14 protein-coding genes and 2 tRNA genes are annotated in these 17003 nt (G+C 42.8%); 8 read left to right on the top strand and 8 right to left on the bottom strand.

Going from position 1 to position 17003, the window contains the following annotated elements; translation table 11 throughout:
• Positions 1-234: 234 nt before the first annotated feature.
• Positions 235-1170: a T9SS type A sorting domain-containing protein gene (locus A3860_RS27060; RefSeq protein WP_081152218.1), complete on the bottom strand. Its 936-nt coding sequence runs from the start codon at positions 1168-1170 to the stop codon at positions 235-237.
• 513 nt (positions 1171-1683) lie between these two features.
• On the opposite strand from A3860_RS27060, the gene A3860_RS27065 reads away from it, so the two are divergent.
• Positions 1684-2175, top strand: coding sequence for a hypothetical protein (locus A3860_RS27065; RefSeq protein ID WP_081152221.1), 492 nt, complete (start codon positions 1684-1686; stop codon positions 2173-2175).
• Here A3860_RS27065 and A3860_RS27070 read toward each other — a convergent pair whose 3' ends face one another.
• Together A3860_RS27070 and A3860_RS27075 are read right to left on the bottom strand one after the other, a co-directional pair.
• Positions 2176-2601 (bottom strand): DUF4293 domain-containing protein, encoded by a 426-nt coding sequence (locus tag A3860_RS27070; protein ID WP_081152224.1) that lies wholly within the window; start codon positions 2599-2601, stop codon positions 2176-2178.
• A 148-nt stretch (positions 2602-2749) separates the two neighbouring features.
• Positions 2750-4030, bottom strand: coding sequence for a serine hydroxymethyltransferase (locus A3860_RS27075; RefSeq protein ID WP_173820259.1), 1281 nt, complete (start codon positions 4028-4030; stop codon positions 2750-2752).
• Positions 4031-4325: 295 nt separating this feature from the next.
• On the opposite strand from A3860_RS27075, the gene A3860_RS27080 reads away from it, so the two are divergent.
• Complete coding sequence (locus tag A3860_RS27080; protein WP_081152343.1) at positions 4326-5324, top strand: sugar phosphate nucleotidyltransferase; 999 nt, start codon at positions 4326-4328, stop codon at positions 5322-5324.
• Positions 5325-5496: 172 nt separating this feature from the next.
• Positions 5497-5910 (top strand): carboxypeptidase-like regulatory domain-containing protein, encoded by a 414-nt coding sequence (locus tag A3860_RS27085; RefSeq protein ID WP_081152229.1) that lies wholly within the window; start codon positions 5497-5499, stop codon positions 5908-5910.
• A gap of 238 nt (positions 5911-6148) precedes the next feature.
• On the opposite strand, the gene A3860_RS27090 is transcribed toward A3860_RS27085, so the two are convergent.
• From A3860_RS27090 to A3860_RS27105, 4 genes are all read right to left on the bottom strand, one after another.
• Positions 6149-7051, bottom strand: a complete 903-nt coding sequence (locus A3860_RS27090; RefSeq protein ID WP_081152232.1) for a hypothetical protein — start codon at positions 7049-7051, stop codon at positions 6149-6151.
• Positions 7052-7164: 113 nt separating this feature from the next.
• Positions 7165-7701 carry an RNA 2',3'-cyclic phosphodiesterase gene (gene thpR, locus A3860_RS27095; RefSeq protein ID WP_081152233.1) on the bottom strand — a complete coding sequence of 179 codons (537 nt, stop codon included), beginning with the start codon at positions 7699-7701 and terminating at the stop codon, positions 7165-7167.
• A 7-nt stretch (positions 7702-7708) separates the two neighbouring features.
• Complete coding sequence (locus tag A3860_RS27100) at positions 7709-9022, bottom strand: ABC transporter permease (RefSeq protein ID WP_081152235.1); 1314 nt, start codon at positions 9020-9022, stop codon at positions 7709-7711.
• An 11-nt stretch (positions 9023-9033) separates the two neighbouring features.
• A complete protein-coding gene (locus tag A3860_RS27105; RefSeq protein ID WP_081152236.1) occupies positions 9034-9966 on the bottom strand; it encodes an ABC transporter ATP-binding protein in 933 nt (310 codons plus the stop codon).
• Positions 9967-10205: 239 nt separating this feature from the next.
• Here A3860_RS27105 and A3860_RS27110 point away from each other — a divergent pair, with 239 nt between their 5' ends.
• Positions 10206-11204, top strand: coding sequence for a zinc dependent phospholipase C family protein (locus A3860_RS27110; protein ID WP_081152238.1), 999 nt, complete (start codon positions 10206-10208; stop codon positions 11202-11204).
• A 108-nt stretch (positions 11205-11312) separates the two neighbouring features.
• Here the strand turns inward: A3860_RS27110 and A3860_RS27115 are convergent, their stop codons facing one another.
• Positions 11313-12881 (bottom strand): NAD(P)/FAD-dependent oxidoreductase, encoded by a 1569-nt coding sequence (locus A3860_RS27115; RefSeq protein WP_081152239.1) that lies wholly within the window; start codon positions 12879-12881, stop codon positions 11313-11315.
• Between the two features lie 497 nt (positions 12882-13378).
• Here A3860_RS27115 and A3860_RS27120 point away from each other — a divergent pair, with 497 nt between their 5' ends.
• The 4 genes from A3860_RS27120 to A3860_RS27135 all read left to right on the top strand — a co-directional run bounded on the left by A3860_RS27120 (position 13379) and on the right by A3860_RS27135 (position 16258).
• A complete protein-coding gene (locus A3860_RS27120; RefSeq protein ID WP_081152241.1) occupies positions 13379-13666 on the top strand; it encodes a hypothetical protein in 288 nt (95 codons plus the stop codon).
• Positions 13667-13941: 275 nt separating this feature from the next.
• Positions 13942-15375, top strand: a complete 1434-nt coding sequence (gene dnaA / locus A3860_RS27125) for a chromosomal replication initiator protein DnaA (RefSeq protein ID WP_081152243.1) — start codon at positions 13942-13944, stop codon at positions 15373-15375.
• 638 nt (positions 15376-16013) lie between these two features.
• Positions 16014-16104, top strand: a tRNA-Ser gene (locus tag A3860_RS27130).
• An 80-nt stretch (positions 16105-16184) separates the two neighbouring features.
• A tRNA-Pro gene (locus A3860_RS27135) sits at positions 16185-16258 on the top strand.
• The last annotated feature ends 745 nt before the right edge of the window (positions 16259-17003 follow it).

Below are 17003 nucleotides of genomic sequence, written 5' to 3' on the forward strand. Positions count from 1 at the left end.
CCCTGCTAAAAAGGTAAAAAACCATAGTAGCTCAAACAGCAGGAAGACAAAAAAGAACCCTTCCATAATACTACAATATTAATAACAAAAAACCCGTTCGCCAGCCGGCGAACGGGTTTTTTTCATGGATTAATGCTACTCAATGGTAACATTAAAATTTTATCTGATAATGGGTGTGTAATGACTCCCTGTTCTACTACTCATCACACCCTGAAAGGTGCCAAAGGGCGCCAATTAGTTTTTAACCAGCTTGAAGGTTTGTTCGCTGTTATTATTCCTGAATTTCAGGAAATACATGCCCTTGGGAGCTGTAGGATCAATAGAGATAGCATTAGCGCCAACCACTTTGAAGTTGACCATTTGACCACTCATATTGAACACTTTAATAGCGCCAGGGGTATTCAGGTCGCCAGAAGTAGCACCGATCAGCTGTACTTCACTGTTGAAAGGATTCGGGAAAATTTTAGTAACGATGCCAGCGCCTTTTTTGCTGTTTACGTATACCACTTTCGACAATTCAGCGTGGCCATCGACATCAACCATGTTCAAACGATAGAAATAAGCACCTGCACCTGGCAGTTGATCATTAAAGCTGTATTTAACTTCATCGAGTGAATTTCCGACAGCCTTAATGGTACCTACGGTAATGAAAGTTTTACCATCGGCACTTCTTTGTATTTCATATTTGAAGCTGTTTTCTTCCAGGGAAGAAGTCCAGGTAATGGTAGCATCTGTCTCTGTATTCAAACGGCCGTTTAAAGCTGATAATTTGATAGGGAGGGGAGCGGGTGCACCTGGTCTGTAATGGCACGATTTCAATAAGCCACCAACCCAATAGTTTATTTCAACATAATCAATATAGGTGCCATCGTAATTAATGATAGCACTGCCATTGTCCTGCATATAACTGATATTCGTAGTACCACTGCTGGTATACTGAGGAATAGCAGCACCATTGGCGGCTACTAATGATACAGAGGCTGGCGGATGAGAGCCTGTGCTGGCCAGCGTAGGACCACCGGTGATCCACAATTTATAAAATGGGGGAGTAATGCTGATTTGATAAGCCTGCATACTTAAAGTGCCCGGACAGTCACCGTTAAGGGGTTGTGCAAAGATTGTAGTTGCATAGCATACCAATGCCATGATTAAGAGGTAAAACTTTTTCATACATACATTTATTAGGTTCAGAAATAAAATACATTGCCTTTTCGCTGTTTGAAAAACATGCGAGTAACGGTTAGCGATCTACGATAACGGGATCGCCTGGGCTTTAGAAGGAGTGGATCAGTTTGGGAGTAATCAAATACCTAAACCGGTGGGATTTTCAGGATTCGGATTATACAATTAATACAATAACAGTAAAACAAAATGTTTCAAACAGGGAAAATGCAACAGGTAGGAAATTCGAATGATATTGGAATATGGCTGCTACTACGTCAGGGGATTGAACCAACTATTGGTTTCGTACGTATTAATGCTATTTTCTACGGGATGGGATACGAAGCCAAAAGTAATGATAAAATTTAGATTTCAAAATCATTTGCGAGATTAAATTGTGATAACGAGAGCGTTGGGGGTTTTACGAAATGGCTTAACCGAACTTTTACCGTAAAGCCGGCTGTCTTTTAACACAATGAATGCATTTGGAATCCTTACTTTGCAAAAATTATAGCAGAAGGAATGTATAAATTTTTAATTTCTTTTTTGTTGATAATCATCGGGATGAATACCTTCTCCCAACAGGTAGCCGTACCCCAACTTATCAATATGCTCGACTGGACGCCTAAACGAATTGATACCACGCTGAAAAAGGATGGGTATATATTAATGCAAAAAGATGTTGATTCAACCAGCTCTATGTACCAGTATTCCTGGTTCGATAAACAGGAAGATGGCAGAGCGGCAGCGCGTTCTTTGGTGTTTATGGATGCCCGGGTAAAGGACCTGCAAAGCCGGTTGATCACTTACCGTACCTATAGTAAAGATGAATACCAGGAGATAGCCTCCTGGCTGTTGGCCAATAACTATAAGTCAACAGCGAAATATGATTTCAAAGAAGCCCAGCATACCTTATATAGTAATGGCACCTTTACCATAAGAGTAAAAGTGACCACTACCCAGTTAAAGGATGGAAAGAAATATGTGGCGTATGAGTTGGAGCTGGGAAAATAATTAACGCAATCTATCAAGGCTCTTCACTAATTTCTCGTCTCTTCTGATCCCTCTTATTGCAAACAATAACAACACCGGAATGAAGATGGCGAACACGGCGGTAAGATCATACTTGCCTTCGCCGGGTACAAACTTTTGCGTTTGCGTAAAGAACAGCACCAGGTTAATGATGGATACTAACAGGGTTAGTAAAACGATGCGTAATTGCATCTTTCTGTTCTTGTATAAGAAGATAGCAATGAGGGACGCAATGCCTACACCGGCCGATAAGATCAACAGCAGCAAATTGCTTTGCGCCGTTAGTGATACAAATGATTTGGCCTGATTTTCACCGATCATATTGCCGCTGAAAAAAGAGAACTGCAAACTGCAAAAAGCAGCGGCGGCCGCCAGCAGTAACCAAATTGATTGTAGACGTTGGATCATAATGGTGAATGGTCAAAGGTGAATGGTGAATATTGAAATCGTGAATGGTCAATGGTCAATGGTGAGTGGACCTCTCAATTTTGAGCTTCGCTATTATTTAGAAGCTGCACTGTCGGGGACTATTCACCATTGACCATTCACCATTGACCTATCCTAATTCAGGATACAATGGGAACTGTTTCATGAAGGCATGTACATCGTGCTTTACAGCAGTAATGGTTGCTTCATTATCAGTGTCCATTAATATTTTATCGATCATGCTTACCACGGTTTCCATATGCGCTTCATTCATGCCCCTGGTAGTGATGGCAGGCACACCTACGCGGATACCGCTGGTAACGAACGGACTTTTATCATCGAAAGGCACTGCATTCTTATTGAGCGTAATGTGTGCTTTATCGAGGGTTTCCTGCGCTTTTTTACCAGTGAGGTTCTTGTTGCGCAGGTCAATGAGCATAAGGTGGTTATCGGTACCATTGCTGATGAGGTTGTACCCGCGTTTAACAAAAGAAGCAGCCATGGCCTGGGCATTTTTGATGATCTGCTCGCCATAGGTCTTGAACTCATCGGTGAGTATTTCACCAAAAGCAACGGCTTTGGCAGCGATCACATGCTCCAGTGGCCCACCCTGCATACCGGGGAAAACGGCCAGGTCGAGCAGGGCGCTCATGGGGCGAATGTTCCCTTTCGGGTCTTTTATGCCCATGGGGTTATCAAAATCATGACGCAGCATGATGATACCGCCGCGGGGCCCGCGCAGTGTTTTATGGGTGGTAGAAGTAACTATATGACAATGATCAAACGGATCGTTGAGCAAACCTTTAGCAATTAAACCGGCGGGGTGGGCTATATCGGCCATAACCAGGGCGCCAATTGAATCGGCAACGGCCCTGATGCGTTTATAATCCCAGTCGCGGCTGTAGGCAGAGGCGCCACAGATGATCATTTTGGGTTTTTCTTTTTTAGCAATGGCCTCCAGCTGGTCGTAATCTACCAAACCGGTTTCTTTATTAACGCCATACGACAAAGCCTGGTAGTTTTTACCGCTGAAGTTGGCGGGACTGCCATGGGTAAGGTGACCGCCCATGCTCAGATCGAGCCCCAGGATCTTGTCGCCCGGTTTTAAGCAGGCAAGAAATACAGCAACGTTCGCCTGAGCGCCTGCATGGGGTTGCACATTGGCCCAGCTGGCATTGAACACCTTTTTCAGGCGGTCGATGGCCAGTGTTTCAATTTCATCCACCACTTCACAACCACCATAATAGCGTTTGCCGGGATAGCCTTCCGCATATTTATTGGTAGGTACAGTGCCCATGGCCTGCATTACCTGGTAGGAAGTAAAATTTTCAGAAGCAATGAGTTCTATTCCATTTCTTTGACGTTCCAGTTCCTTTTTAAGAAGGTCAAAAACAAGCGTATCTTTTTGCATGGCGCAAAAATAGGTCAAAGAGTCAAAAAGGTCAAATTAGTCAGTAAGTCAAATGAACAGAAGCCGGAGATGACTCAATTACCCATTTTGACACATTTGATTGCTGTTACTTTTAGGACTAACAAACGCTGGTAAAATATTTTTTACTATTTTCACGGCTTTGAAAAAAACAAAACACTTGTTTTTCAGGAAATAACCAGGCCTGGTGAGCTTGATAAGAAAGTTGCAGAAAGTTAATATGCCTGGGTATTTGATCCGCCAGCTGGCGGATGGATGGAAAACAAATATTTTTCAAATGAAAGCAATCATTCCCGTAGCTGGAGCAGGCACAAAGCTGCGCCCGCATACGTATACGCAACCTAAGGCACTTATACCCCTGGCCGGCAAAACTATCCTTAGTATCATTGTTGACCAGCTGCGCGAAGCGGGCATAAATGAATTTGTATTTATCGTTGGCTATCTGGGCGATAAGATCCAGGACTATGTTAAAGAGAAATACCCCGAGCTGAAAGCATGGTTTGTAACCCAGAGCGAACGCCACGGCATTGGCCATGCCATACAACTTACCCGCGACATTGTTGGTGACGATGAAATATTCATTGTACTGGGCGATACCATTTGCGAGTACGATGTAAAGGAATTGCTCGATATGCCCTGCTCGGCATTGGGCGTAAAACGCGTTGATGATCCCCGCGATTTTGGTGTGGTTGAGCTGGGTGAAGACGGCTATATTACCCGGGTGGTTGAAAAGCCGCAGATCCCCAAATCGAACATGGCGCTGGTGGGCATCTATCGCATTAAAGAAACGCCTTTCCTGTTCAACTGTCTGGAAAGTAATATCCGCAACCAGATAATGGTACGGGGTGAGTTCAGCATAACAGATGCACTTGAATGCATGATACAGCATGGAGCCCGGTTCCAGCCATTCAAGGTGCAGAACTGGTTCGATTGCGGCAAAAAAGATACCCTGTTGGAGTCGAACGCTACTTTGCTAAAAAAGTTTGGCGGTGTAATTAGCCCCGATCACAATTTTGAAAATACCATTATCATTCCCCCGGTTAGCGTGGCCGAAGGTTGTGATATCAAGAACTCCATCGTTGGTCCCAACGTTACCATTGGCGAAAAGACCACCATCAATTATTCAATTATAAAGGATTCTATTATTGGTTCATTTGCAGACCTCTACGATATTGTATTAACAAATTCTCTCATTGGTAGCGATACCGAAGTAAAAGGTGAAAGCCGGAGCCTGAATATTGGTGATAATACCGAGATAGATCTGGGCGAATCGTGAGTAAATATTTCCAGGTCAAATGTTGACTTAACTGGGTAATTCCTTATATTTTGAGTACCTTCATGCGAGGTATGCAACATTATGTCCGTATGTTGTGTCTTTACGATTGGTCCCGTTTGAAAACATGTGGCGGCTGATGTTTGGTTTGCCAACCTTTTAAACACTAATTTTTATGAGAGGTAAAAAAACTTACCTGTTACTCGCAGCGTTGTTGCCTCTTTCCCTGTTAACCAAAGCTAACGGCGATAACGGTAATCGTAAATCGACGGAGCCGGTATTACAGGGATGTGTATCGGATGCTGCCACCAAAAAGCCTGTTCAGGGTGTAACTATTTCAATTTCCACTTCAAAAGGTCAGGAGAAGAAAGAATTCACTACCGATGCAGCAGGAAACTTCAAAGTTCCCCAAATGCCGGTAGGCGAGGTGATCATCATTCTGGAAAAGAAAGGGTATAAAACCACCCGTCGTGAAGGCATTATTATCAAGGAAGGCGTTTCCCTGAAAATGGCCTTCGATATGACCAACATTGTTGTTGAAGATGAAAGCGATGTATTTCATCCTTTCCTTCGGATGATGGAGGGATGACTGAAAGCATAAAAAAGTTACTAATAAAAAAGGACCACTTCAGTTGAGGTGGTCTTTTTTATTTCGTCAGTGGTGAATGATCAATGGTCAATAAAGCCCGACCGTCAGGGATCCAAAAATAATCGCGAACCTCAAAGTTGAGCAGCCTATTCACCATTCACCATTGACCATTCACGTAAAAGCATCCCGGAGAGCCGGGACGCTTATGAGAAAATCACTAGTCTAAATGTGTATCCGATCATTCATGATGGTCGATGTTTATCTTCCCATCGTGTTTTTTTATGGCTATATTCTTTTTACGGAAGTTCTTTTTGTATTTATCGGTTACCTCCTGCGGTTGTTTTTTATCATTGATAAAAAGATCGCCCGATCTGTACTCGATCGTGTAATCTTCTTTGGTGTTTAGCAAACCGGCTTTCTCCATATCGTATATCATTTCCTGATAGTCCTTTAATTCAGCCTTAGCTTTATCGATCTCGAATCTGGCTTTTTCCAGTTCTTTCTTCATGTCCAGCTTCTGGTCTTTCAATTCCTCTTTTACCTTTGCTAATTCTTTTTTAGCATTTTCCAGTTCTTTTCTTACTTCTTCGCGGCTATATTGTTGTGCCTGTTTCATTTCTTCTTTCCAGTCTTCTTTATCCATGGCTTCCTGCACCTGTTTCCTTGCTTTTTCTATTTCCTGTTTGATCTCTTCTTTATCTATCTTTTTTACTTCGGCCAGCGACTGGTCAATATCCCGTTGTATTTTGTCGAAGTCGATCTTCTTAAGGGATTCCTGGATCTGGCGGTTGATCTTTTCATAATCAATGTTGCGCATGGCATTATCTACCTGTTGCTGTATTTTTTCAGCATCTATCTTGCGCATCGATTCTTCTACCTTACGTTGAATTTCCTCCCAGTCCTTATCCTTCATTTCTTCCAGCTTTTCCTGGGCTTTGTCGAGTTGCCGTAATTCCTTATCCAGGTCACGGTCATTGGTTTCTTCACGGGTTACCTTGTTTCTTTTTTGAGGTATGGTATCCTGGTTAGCAATGGCCGGGTGTTGTGCAGGGCCGCCGGTAAAGGCCAGCAGGGTAATAACGGCCGTCAATGATAAAATGGCCAGGGAACCCCAGCGGGTAAATGGTTGTTGTAAATTCATGGGTGTTATATTTAAAATGAGTATTTACGACACTCTTCGTATAAAAATACGATGCTTTTCGTAAATTGTTGCATCCGGGAGGAAGCTTTTTTTAATGAAAGGTTTTTTTAACGTTAGTAACCGAAGGGGAAGGAGGTGGCTATTTCCCACCTGTGCTCATTATGTTTTAGCAGGGAAATGGCTTCGGCGGTAAAAGATCCTTTATAGGAAATTTGTTGAAAGTGTTGCCAGGCCGGGGCAAAATCTTCTTTTTGCAGATCGCGGTTGGCAATGGTAATATGCGGGTGAAAGGGGCGGTCTTCTTTTTTAACGGGAAAGCGTCCGTTTTGCAGCAGGGTAGCTTCGAGGCTGGTTTGCAAGGCGCTCAACGCCGGGTTGGGTAACACATCGGCATAAATGACCCTGGGTTTGAACGCGGCAAAATTTTTTAGCCCGATGGAAAAGCGTTGCTGGCTGGCGGCAAACGGTTCCAGCAATGCCTGTATTTCGGGTTGCGCCGTTTCAGCCATTGTAAATGGGGGAATAAGGGTAATATGCGCCGGCGACTTCAATGCCACTTTACAGTGAAACTGTTCCCGCATATAATGTTTCCACTCCAGTACCTGCTGGTTGATGGCATCGGGTGTTACTATGGCGATGAAGTAAAGCATTGGCGTTTCATGATTTCCTTATTGCCCATCGTATCATTTCCTTCCACGATACTTTCTTCCCATACATCAATATACCCGTACGGTAAATTTTAGCGGTTAGCCAGGCGAAGAACAAAAAGCCCAGCACCAGCAATAACATGGAAATGATCAATTGACTCACGGGCACATTATACATGATACGGCCCATCATCACCACAGGCGATGTAAGCGGAAAGATGCTGCCAAAGATCGCGAGCGGACTATTAGGTTCCGCAATGGCTTTTGTCATGATCACAAAGCCCAGCACAATCGGCATCATAACAGGGAATACCATTGACTGTGCTTCGTTCTGATCTTCACTCACACAGCTTCCAATGGCGGCAAACAGGGACGCATATAACATATATCCGCCAATGAAGTAAAAGATAAAACAGAAAATGATCAGTCCCCAGGGAACAGAATGCAAGCCGGTGCGCATGGTGGCGAGCATACTAACACTTTCTGGCGTGCCGCCGGGCATTTGTCCGGCATGCGGTATTGAGGCGGGGTCAAATGAAGGAATAAAGATGGGCAACAGGAATTGCAGGCCAACGATCAGCACGATCCAGATAGCGAACTGGGTAAGCCCTACGGCGCCAATGCCAATGATCTTGCCCATCATCAATTGAAAAGGTTTTACCGAGCTCACCATCACTTCGGCAATGCGGTTGATCTTTTCTTCCATTACCCCGCGCATGACCATGGTGCCATAAATGAGCATAATGATGTAAATAAGCATCCCGCAGACAAATGCCACGCCCGATGCAACGCCGGCCACACTTTTCTTTTCTTCCCTGCCATTTACAATTTTATTTTCAATAGAAACGTCCGATTTAATGGAACGGTACTGTTCACGGGAAATATTAACCGATTGCAGTCTTCTCAATTCTATGGCATTATCGATCGCTTTTTCTATTTTGTTTTTCTGATTAAGTGCTACCGGCGACTGGCTGTATAATTGAATATGGGTGGTATTTTGGGTAACATCAAAGGGCGGAATGTATAAAAAGAAATCGTACCCCTTGCCTTTATAACTCACCTTCAACGAATCGGGTGATTGGCCGGTAATGAACACATATTCGGCGCCATCGTCTTTGGCTTTTTCCATACCGTTGTTCAACAGGTTGGCTTCATCGATCACCGCTATTTTATTTTTTTCATGCCCGCCGCTCATGCCAATGGCAATGATGGAAGCATAAAAAATGATGATAATGAGAGGGACCCCGATAGTTGTATACAGAAAGGATTTCTTTTTAACCCTTACCAGGTATTCGCGTTGTATTACGAGTAAGATCTTGTTCATGGTAATGCGTATTATGCAGTTACAGTTTGAAATTGCCGCGTAAGCGGAGTACCTTCTACCAGCTTGATGAAGATCTCGCTCAGGGAAGGCAATATTTCATGAAACGATTGAATGGCTGCCTGTTGTTGCAGAAAATAAAGCAGTACATCATTTGGTTTGTAGCCCTCATTGATCTTCAATAAGAGTTGATGCGGCTTGTTATTGATAACCTCAAACACCGGCGAATTAATAGGGGAGGGGTTTTGCTCAAGGCCAATAGCGTAAATATTTTCCTTGAATTGTTGTTTTACGGCAGTTACCGATCCGTCGAGTATTTTTTGCCCCTTGTTTACGAGTATGATGTGGTCGCAAATTTCTTCTACCTGTTCCATGCGGTGGGTACTGAAAATTATGCTGCTGCCGTTCTTCGCCAGTTGATAAATTTCATCCTTAATAAGGTTGGAGTTCACCGGGTCAAGACCGCTGAACGGTTCATCGAGGATAATGAGTTTGGGATCGTTCAATACTGTGGTAACGAACTGCAGTTTTTGTTGCATACCCTTGCTAAGGTCTTCTACCTTCCGGTTCCACCAGCTTTCCATTTCAAATTTTACAAACCAGTGTTTCACCCGTTCCATGGCGGTAGCCTTGCTAAGGCCTTTTAATTGCGCCAGATACATTGCCTGATCGCCGATCTTCATTTTTTTGTACAGGCCTTTTTCTTCGGGCATATAGCCTATATAGGCAATATCCCTGTCGGGGTTAAAAGGCTGGCCGTTGAAGATGATCTCTCCGGCATCGGGGAACAGGATACCAGTGATCATTCTAATGAGCGTGGTTTTACCTGCACCGTTGGGCCCCAGTAAACCAAAGATGCTCCCGGGCGCCAGGGTGAAACTGATATCATCCACCGCTTTTTGCGAGGTATAATATTTTTTGAGATGTTTAACTTCCAGTCTGTTCATTGCATGCAAGCTTTTGAGGAAAGAAGTTGGGGTCCGCTTCGGCGGACATAACAAAAGGTAATAAAACAGTTAATTAGTAGCAAAAAAAGAAGATTTATTACAAGGGCGCACTATATTTATGCCCTTACATAATACAAAGGCATGAAACGTCCCTGAAATAATTTCCATTATTGCACATATGGCAATGAAAATTTTGTCAGGGAAAGTTCCTTCTGGCCAAACTCAAATAATATTCGCAGATGAAAAAGCTGATCATAATTAGTAGCGTGGTAATACTGGCAGGCATTGTATGTAGCAGTTGGGGTTTTCTGGGACACCGTACCATACATCAACTGGCCGTTTATGAGTTACCGCCATCGATGCGGTATTTTTTTCACCGTAATATGACTGAGATCGTAAAAAAATCGGTACGTCCCGATCAGCGAAGAAATGAAGATAAGGAAGAAGCGCCCAAACACTATATTGACCTGGAATTGTATGGCGATTCTGCAGCCTGGAAGATGCCGCTGCTATGGAAAGATGCTTTGAAGAAATATGGAAAAGACAGTCTGGTAAGGTGTGGCTATGTGCCGTATTACGTAGTTACCATGAAAGAAAGACTTACACAGGCTTTCCGCAGCGGAAATAAAGACAGTATCCTTTTTTATGCAATTGATCTGGGGCATTATATAAGTGATGCACATGTGCCCTTACATGTAAGCGAAAATTATGATGGACAGTTGACTGGTCAAAAGGGATTGCATGCTTTATGGGAAAGTATGATACCGGAGATAGAGATACAGCAATACGATCTGCGCGGCCGACATAAAGCCAAATACCTGAAACACCCGGAAAGGGCTATCTGGAAAGCCGTTCGGGAATCGCAAAAACTATTGCATGATGTTTTTGAAGAAGAAAAAGCCGTGACCCGTTCATTCACCCCGGAAGAAAAATACCGCGTGCAAATGCGGAATGGAAGAGAATATAAAAGTTATACATCAGCATTTGCCAAAGCATACAGTGCAAAGTTGGGTAAAACTATTAATCAACGATTGATAAGCTCGGCCAACCTGGTGGCAGATTTCTGGTACACCAGCTGGGTTGATGCCGGTTGCCCCAATTTGAACAGGAGTTTGCAGGAACCTGTAATGAAAAAAGAAAAAGAAGAATTAAAAGAAGAGATGACCGCATTTAAAAAGAACAAGCTCATAGAAAAGAAATTATTAATAGCAAGACAGGGGAATGAGAAAGAAGAGTAGTTCCCCAGAATGAGAAACCATTCCCCAATTAACAAATGTGGGAATCGCACTATATGAAAAGCGGAGTTCCGGCATATGTTAGGGACAGGCGTTAAAATGAAAAAAGTGCTAAGCTGTTTTCATCAGGCGTTCAACATTCATGGCAACCCGTTCTCCATCCATGGCAGCGCTTACAATACCACCGGCGTAGCCGGCGCCTTCGCCACAGGGGAAAAGCATTTTGATCTGCGGGTGTTGTGTTGTTTCCGCATCGCGGGGAATACGAACGGGCGATGATGTTCTTGATTCTGTAGCAACCAGTACCGCTTCATTGGTAAAATAGCCTCTCATTTTCTTACCGAACTCAATAAACGCCTGTTGCAGCGAAGCGTATACAAACGGCGGCAATACTTCATTCAATGGCGCAGTTGTAATACCAGGTAAATAAGAACAGGCTGGCAATGAAGAGGAAGCTTTCTTTTGGGTAAAATCAACCATCCTTTGCGCGGGGGCTACAAATTGACCACCACCATATTGAAAGGCTTTACGTTCAACGGCTTGTTGAAAATACATCCCCGATAAAGGGGAGTGTTTCTTTTGAAAATTTATAACATCTTTGATCTCAACAGAAGTAACGATGCCTGAGTTTGCAAACGGGTTATTACGTTTTGAAGGCGACCAGCCATTTACAACCAGCTCACCTTCACTGGTGCTTGCAGGTGCTATGATGCCGCCGGGGCACATACAAAAAGAAAATACGCCACGTTCATTTACCTGTTGAACAAGGCTGTATGAAGCAGGAGGCAGCATTTCATCGCGGTTGTTGCAATGATATTGTATACTATCGATAATGCTTTGCGGATGTTCTACACGAACACCCAGTGCAAACGGTTTCGCTTCAATAAGGATATTTTTATTATGAAGCAGTTCAAAGATATCCCTGGCCGAATGACCGGTGGCCAAAATCACCGCATCTGCATTGAATGTATCACCGCTTGCAGTTTTAACTGCATGAATAGTATTGTTCTGTATAAGAAGATCAGTCACTTTTTGCTCAAACAGGAATTCACCACCGCATGACACTATCTGTTCCCTTATTGCAGTAATGATCTCGGGCAATTTATTGGTGCCTATATGCGGATGTGCTTCATACAGGATCTTTTCATGGGCGCCAAATTGCACCAGTATATTTAATATACGTTCTACATCACCACGTTTGGTGCTACGGGTATATAATTTACCATCGCTATATGTACCGGCGCCACCTTCACCAAAGCAATAGTTGCTTTCGGGGTTTACAATGCCTTGTTTATTTAACAGGGCAAGATCGCGGCGGCGGCTGCGAACATCTTTACCTCTTTCAAGCAATACCGGTTTAATACCTTGCTCAATCAATTTTAGAGCGGCAAACATACCTGCAGGCCCTGCGCCAACTATGACTACCTGGCTGGCAGCTTTTGACACATCGGGCAATGATATTTTTTTGACATTGCGTTCATGAAATGGTTCATTTACAAACACAAGGATGGTCAACATGATCCAGGGTTGCCTGCCACGTGCATCAATGGAGCGTTTAATAACCTGGTAGCCGGTAATAGCCGTAATTGAAATACCTAAGGATTGGGCAGCATATTGTTGAACGGTTGATTCAACAGCTGCTTCGGCGGGAAGAAGCTTTATAGTAATACGTTGTTGCATAATGTTAGGTAGTTAACCTAAAAAATTTTGAACAGCACAAAGGTAACAAGTTACGATTCACAAAAACGTTCCACGACATAAATAAAGGATGGAATGTAAACCTTGTAGTTATCCAGGAGTTGCTAAAAGTAGTGTACTTCTTTAGCTTTATGTAATTATAAAGCGCATGGTTTTTTTACTATGTTTTATGAACGTTTGAGATAATTATTTATAAATGAACCTGCTTGTATTAAGAGGGGATTAGAATTATACCACTATGTGTTATTGTTTTATAAAAAATACCTGAATACCTTGCCCGCTTATGTTCAGGCTTACAACTGTTAACTTATATCAGCGTATTAAAGGCTAATGCGGTAAAAAATTAATCTATAACTTTTTTTCAACTAATGCAATGTTGTTGAATGATTTTTTATTTTGATCAGGAAAGAAAAAAAACTGGATTTATATTTTCTGCATTTCAAATAATTTGTACCTTCAAGAGCATCCAATAAATACATATGAAGAAAGGATTTTTTGATACTACTGCGTTGTTGTCTTTCTTCATCCGCATTACCTACAAAACCAACACGATAAAATCCGTTCAATGTAAACCAGGTGCTTCACGGTCGGCAGGCCCGCACAATATAATTTCCCGGGCATATAACAAGATTAAGCTTATGAGCGCTGCTTATATGAGTAGTGACGCAAAAGTACGCAGCATAGGAGGTGAATTGTTGAACTTAAACCATGCTGTTTTTTGCAATTCCCTACTTGTAATTGGCAGTGCTAAAGGATTGGAACAGTAACCTGGAACTGCGCATAATAATTGCATGGAAAAGTTATTGATGGGAATTATTTTGACAGTAAAAAATAAAATAAAATAATTAGTCAGGCTGAGTGTAGAATTGTCAAAAACTAGTGAATAAAAAATTTTTTTTTAAGAGAAAAAATTTGATATTCGTCGCCCTTTTTAAGTTTCTGATAAGTTTCTGAGATTCCCCAACTGTCCTGTGAGTAGACACTGTGCGTAATAAAGATGAATACGAACTTAACTCAACATAAAAAAACTGCTTCTAGTATAATGGCTAAGACGTCCGAAAAAGTTTGGAGTAATTGTTTGGAAATAATCAAGGATATTGTTGAGTGGCAACATTTCAAAACCTGGTTTGAACCAATTAAACCAGTAGAGCTGAGAGACAATATACTTATCATTCAGGTTCCGAGTCAATTCTTTTATGAATACCTGGAGGAGCATTATGTTAACCTGTTGGCAAAAACATTAAGAAGGGTATTGGGTAAGGACGCCAGATTAGAATATCGGATCATGGTTGATAGTGGTAATCATAATAACAAACCGCTAACTATGGATGTTCCCACACACGGCTACAAAACATTTTCAAGTAATGAGATGGATTTTCCGCTCATTATAAATAATCCGGTAAAGAATCCCTTTGTTATTCCGGGTTTGAAAAAAATGCAGATTGATCCGCAGCTCAATCCCATTTATACGTTTGAAAATTTTATTGAAGGTGATTGTAACCGGGTAGCCCGTCGTGCCGGTAAAACAGTTGCGGAGAAGCCAGGCGCCAGTTCATTTAATCCATTAGTGATATATGGAGGCGTTGGTTTGGGTAAAACGCACCTTGCGCAGGGAATAGGTAATGAAACAAAAAGGCTGCACCCTAATAAGGTGGTGTTGTATGTAAGTTCAGAAAAGTTCATTAACCAGTTCCAGGACCATAGCCGTAATAATGCTATTAATGACTTTATACATTTCTATCAATTAATAGATGTATTGATCATTGACGATGTTCAGTTCTTTAACAGGGCCGAAAAATCGCAGGATGCATTCTTTGCCATCTTTAATCACCTGCACCAGAGCGGTAAGCAGTTAATATTGACTTCCGACAAACCACCCAAAGACCTGGAAGGGGTTCAGGAAAGGTTGTTGAGCCGTTTCCGTTGGGGGCTTAGTGCCGATCTGCAGGTTCCTGACTATGAAACCCGCATTGAGATCCTGGAGCGCAAGATGAAGAACGACGGGTTGGAAATGCCAAAAGAAGTAGTTAAGTATCTGGCTTATAATATCAATAGTAACGTACGGGAGCTGGAAGGGGCGCTGATTTCATTATTGGCACAATCTTCGCTTAACAAGCGGGAAATAGACCTAGACTTGGCAAAAAGAGTCCTCCGTAATTTCGTGAAAACTAGCAGCAAGGAAATCACCATCGAAACCATACAAAAAATGGTATGTGAATATTTCGATGTTCCTTACGATAAACTGCTACAGAAAACCCGCAAACGAGAAATCGTGCAGGCCCGGCAAATTACTATGTACCTGGCCAAAGCGTTTACCAAAAACTCTTTAAAGACCATTGGAGAGCATTTCGGTGGTCGCGACCACACCACAGTTATCCATTCCTGCCAAACGGTAAAGGATCTTATGGATACTGACAGCACCTTCCGCGAAAGTGTGATGGAGTTGCAGCAAAAGGTACAGTTGGCCGCTATGTAGCTTTAAACCCTGTTTAAAATATTATACGATCCCTCCCGGCCTGGCCGGGAGGGATTTTTCTTTTAGCGAGGGGTAGAAATCCGACAAATAGCGAAAAAAGCGACTGAACCCAGTTTATTGGTTGGAGCCAGTGGGGAGGGCTTTAAGGAATGTAACTGTTTACCAGGTTCACAAGCAGGCAAAGGGTTTTCTTTTAACAAGGGTAAAAACCCGACAAATAGCGAAAAAAGCGACTGAACCCAGTTTATTGGTTGGAATCAGTGGGGGAGGGCTGTAAGGAATGTAACTGTTTACCAGGTTCACTGGCTGGCCCTTATCATTACTGTTTTGCTCACCTTACCCATAGCCTGCGTAAAGTTCCTGTCAATGGCATTGTACAGGTTTCCGGAAGAGACCGGAAAGAATAAAAGCTATGAGTAGGGGAAGAATATTGAAGTTCGGTGGTCGTGATAAGGTCTGGATCTATAAAAATGAGTTTTGCAGGCACTTTATTATGAGCTTTCGTAGCCTGGAACTGGCCACTGACGCTGTGGAGCGCGATTTTCACCCTTCGAGACAAAAAAATATGCTGAATTTTTCGCTATGTAATTGATTTTAATTGGAAATTTCCTCTTAATTTTGCCGTCCCATCGGAAAATGGAGAGGTGCCTGAGTGGCCGAAAGGGCCGGTTTGCTAAACCGTTGTACGAGCTTAAACTTGTACCGAGGGTTCGAATCCCTCCCTCTCCGCCGAAAGTCCGCCGATGCAAGTGCGATGGCGGATATTTTTTACCTCAGTTCCGGAAGTTGGTAACAGCTGAAAGGGCAATCGGGAGGTAGTTCAGCCCGGTAGAATACGTGGTTTGGGACCACGGGGTCGCAGGTTCGAATCCTGTCCTCCCGACGAAATTGGACAAGGCAGCAGAAATGCTGCCTTGTTTGTTTTTATCACTTTCTGAAATGCTGTTCAGGCGCGGGATTGGCTCAAATACTTCGTTTACTTCGTCAGTTAGAAATGCCCCGTTTTTGTGAAAATAGCTTATACCTTCAGGAAACACCATTTTTTGTAGCTTTTCCTTTGCCCCTACCTCGCTGGAATGCCATACCAGCGGCAGTTCTAGCGAAATATTGATAGCCCATTCAAATACTTCTTTTAAGTTAGAACTCTCAATATTGCTACTCGCCAGGTTGTCCAGGATCTGCTTTTTCTCTTTCGCGAGCCTGATCATTAGTCTGTCATAGGTTTCAGCGGGCACCCTTTTATCAACATAATAGTTTTCTTCCAATTCCTCAATCTTTGCATCCACTATAGCCAGGTTGCTTTGCAGGGTGTCCTTTAACTTATAGGATGCTTCATAATGACGGTCAAAAGCATGATTCATGTGATACAACAGCGGGGTTATTAGATAGGGTTTGATGCTGTAGCTGCCTAGGTAAATAAGGAAGTCTTTATTAACACCTGTAGTGCTCTTATTACAATTGCAGCCCTCTGTACGGCATTTGTAATAGTGATATCTCCCCACTTCATTACTGGCCTTAATCTTCTTGCTGACTGTATAACCGGTGTAACCTATTCCGCAATAACCGCACTTCATGAAAATTTTTAATGGGTATTCGTTGTTCTCCTTTTTATGCGATACACCATACTT

Origin of the sequence: Niastella vici (assembly GCF_002077945.1) — a bacterium.
Lineage (GTDB): Bacteria > Bacteroidota > Bacteroidia > Chitinophagales > Chitinophagaceae > Niastella > Niastella vici.

Excerpts from the sequence above, each read along its gene's own strand:
- A3860_RS27060 (WP_081152218.1), bottom strand. The coding sequence starts at position 1,170 with ATGAAAAAGTTTTACCTCTTAATCATGGCATTGGTATGCTATGCAACT.
- A3860_RS27065 (WP_081152221.1), top strand. The coding sequence starts at position 1,684 with ATGTATAAATTTTTAATTTCTTTTTTGTTGATAATCATCGGGATGAAT.
- A3860_RS27070 (WP_081152224.1), bottom strand. The coding sequence starts at position 2,601 with ATGATCCAACGTCTACAATCAATTTGGTTACTGCTGGCGGCCGCCGCT.
- A3860_RS27075 (WP_173820259.1), bottom strand. The coding sequence starts at position 4,030 with ATGCAAAAAGATACGCTTGTTTTTGACCTTCTTAAAAAGGAACTGGAA.
- A3860_RS27080 (WP_081152343.1), top strand. The coding sequence starts at position 4,326 with ATGAAAGCAATCATTCCCGTAGCTGGAGCAGGCACAAAGCTGCGCCCG.
- A3860_RS27085 (WP_081152229.1), top strand. The coding sequence starts at position 5,497 with ATGAGAGGTAAAAAAACTTACCTGTTACTCGCAGCGTTGTTGCCTCTT.
- A3860_RS27090 (WP_081152232.1), bottom strand. The coding sequence starts at position 7,051 with ATGAATTTACAACAACCATTTACCCGCTGGGGTTCCCTGGCCATTTTA.
- thpR (WP_081152233.1), bottom strand. The coding sequence starts at position 7,701 with ATGCTTTACTTCATCGCCATAGTAACACCCGATGCCATCAACCAGCAG.
- A3860_RS27100 (WP_081152235.1), bottom strand. The coding sequence starts at position 9,022 with ATGAACAAGATCTTACTCGTAATACAACGCGAATACCTGGTAAGGGTT.
- A3860_RS27105 (WP_081152236.1), bottom strand. The coding sequence starts at position 9,966 with ATGAACAGACTGGAAGTTAAACATCTCAAAAAATATTATACCTCGCAA.
- A3860_RS27110 (WP_081152238.1), top strand. The coding sequence starts at position 10,206 with ATGAAAAAGCTGATCATAATTAGTAGCGTGGTAATACTGGCAGGCATT.
- A3860_RS27115 (WP_081152239.1), bottom strand. The coding sequence starts at position 12,881 with ATGCAACAACGTATTACTATAAAGCTTCTTCCCGCCGAAGCAGCTGTT.
- A3860_RS27120 (WP_081152241.1), top strand. The coding sequence starts at position 13,379 with ATGAAGAAAGGATTTTTTGATACTACTGCGTTGTTGTCTTTCTTCATC.
- dnaA (WP_081152243.1), top strand. The coding sequence starts at position 13,942 with ATGGCTAAGACGTCCGAAAAAGTTTGGAGTAATTGTTTGGAAATAATC.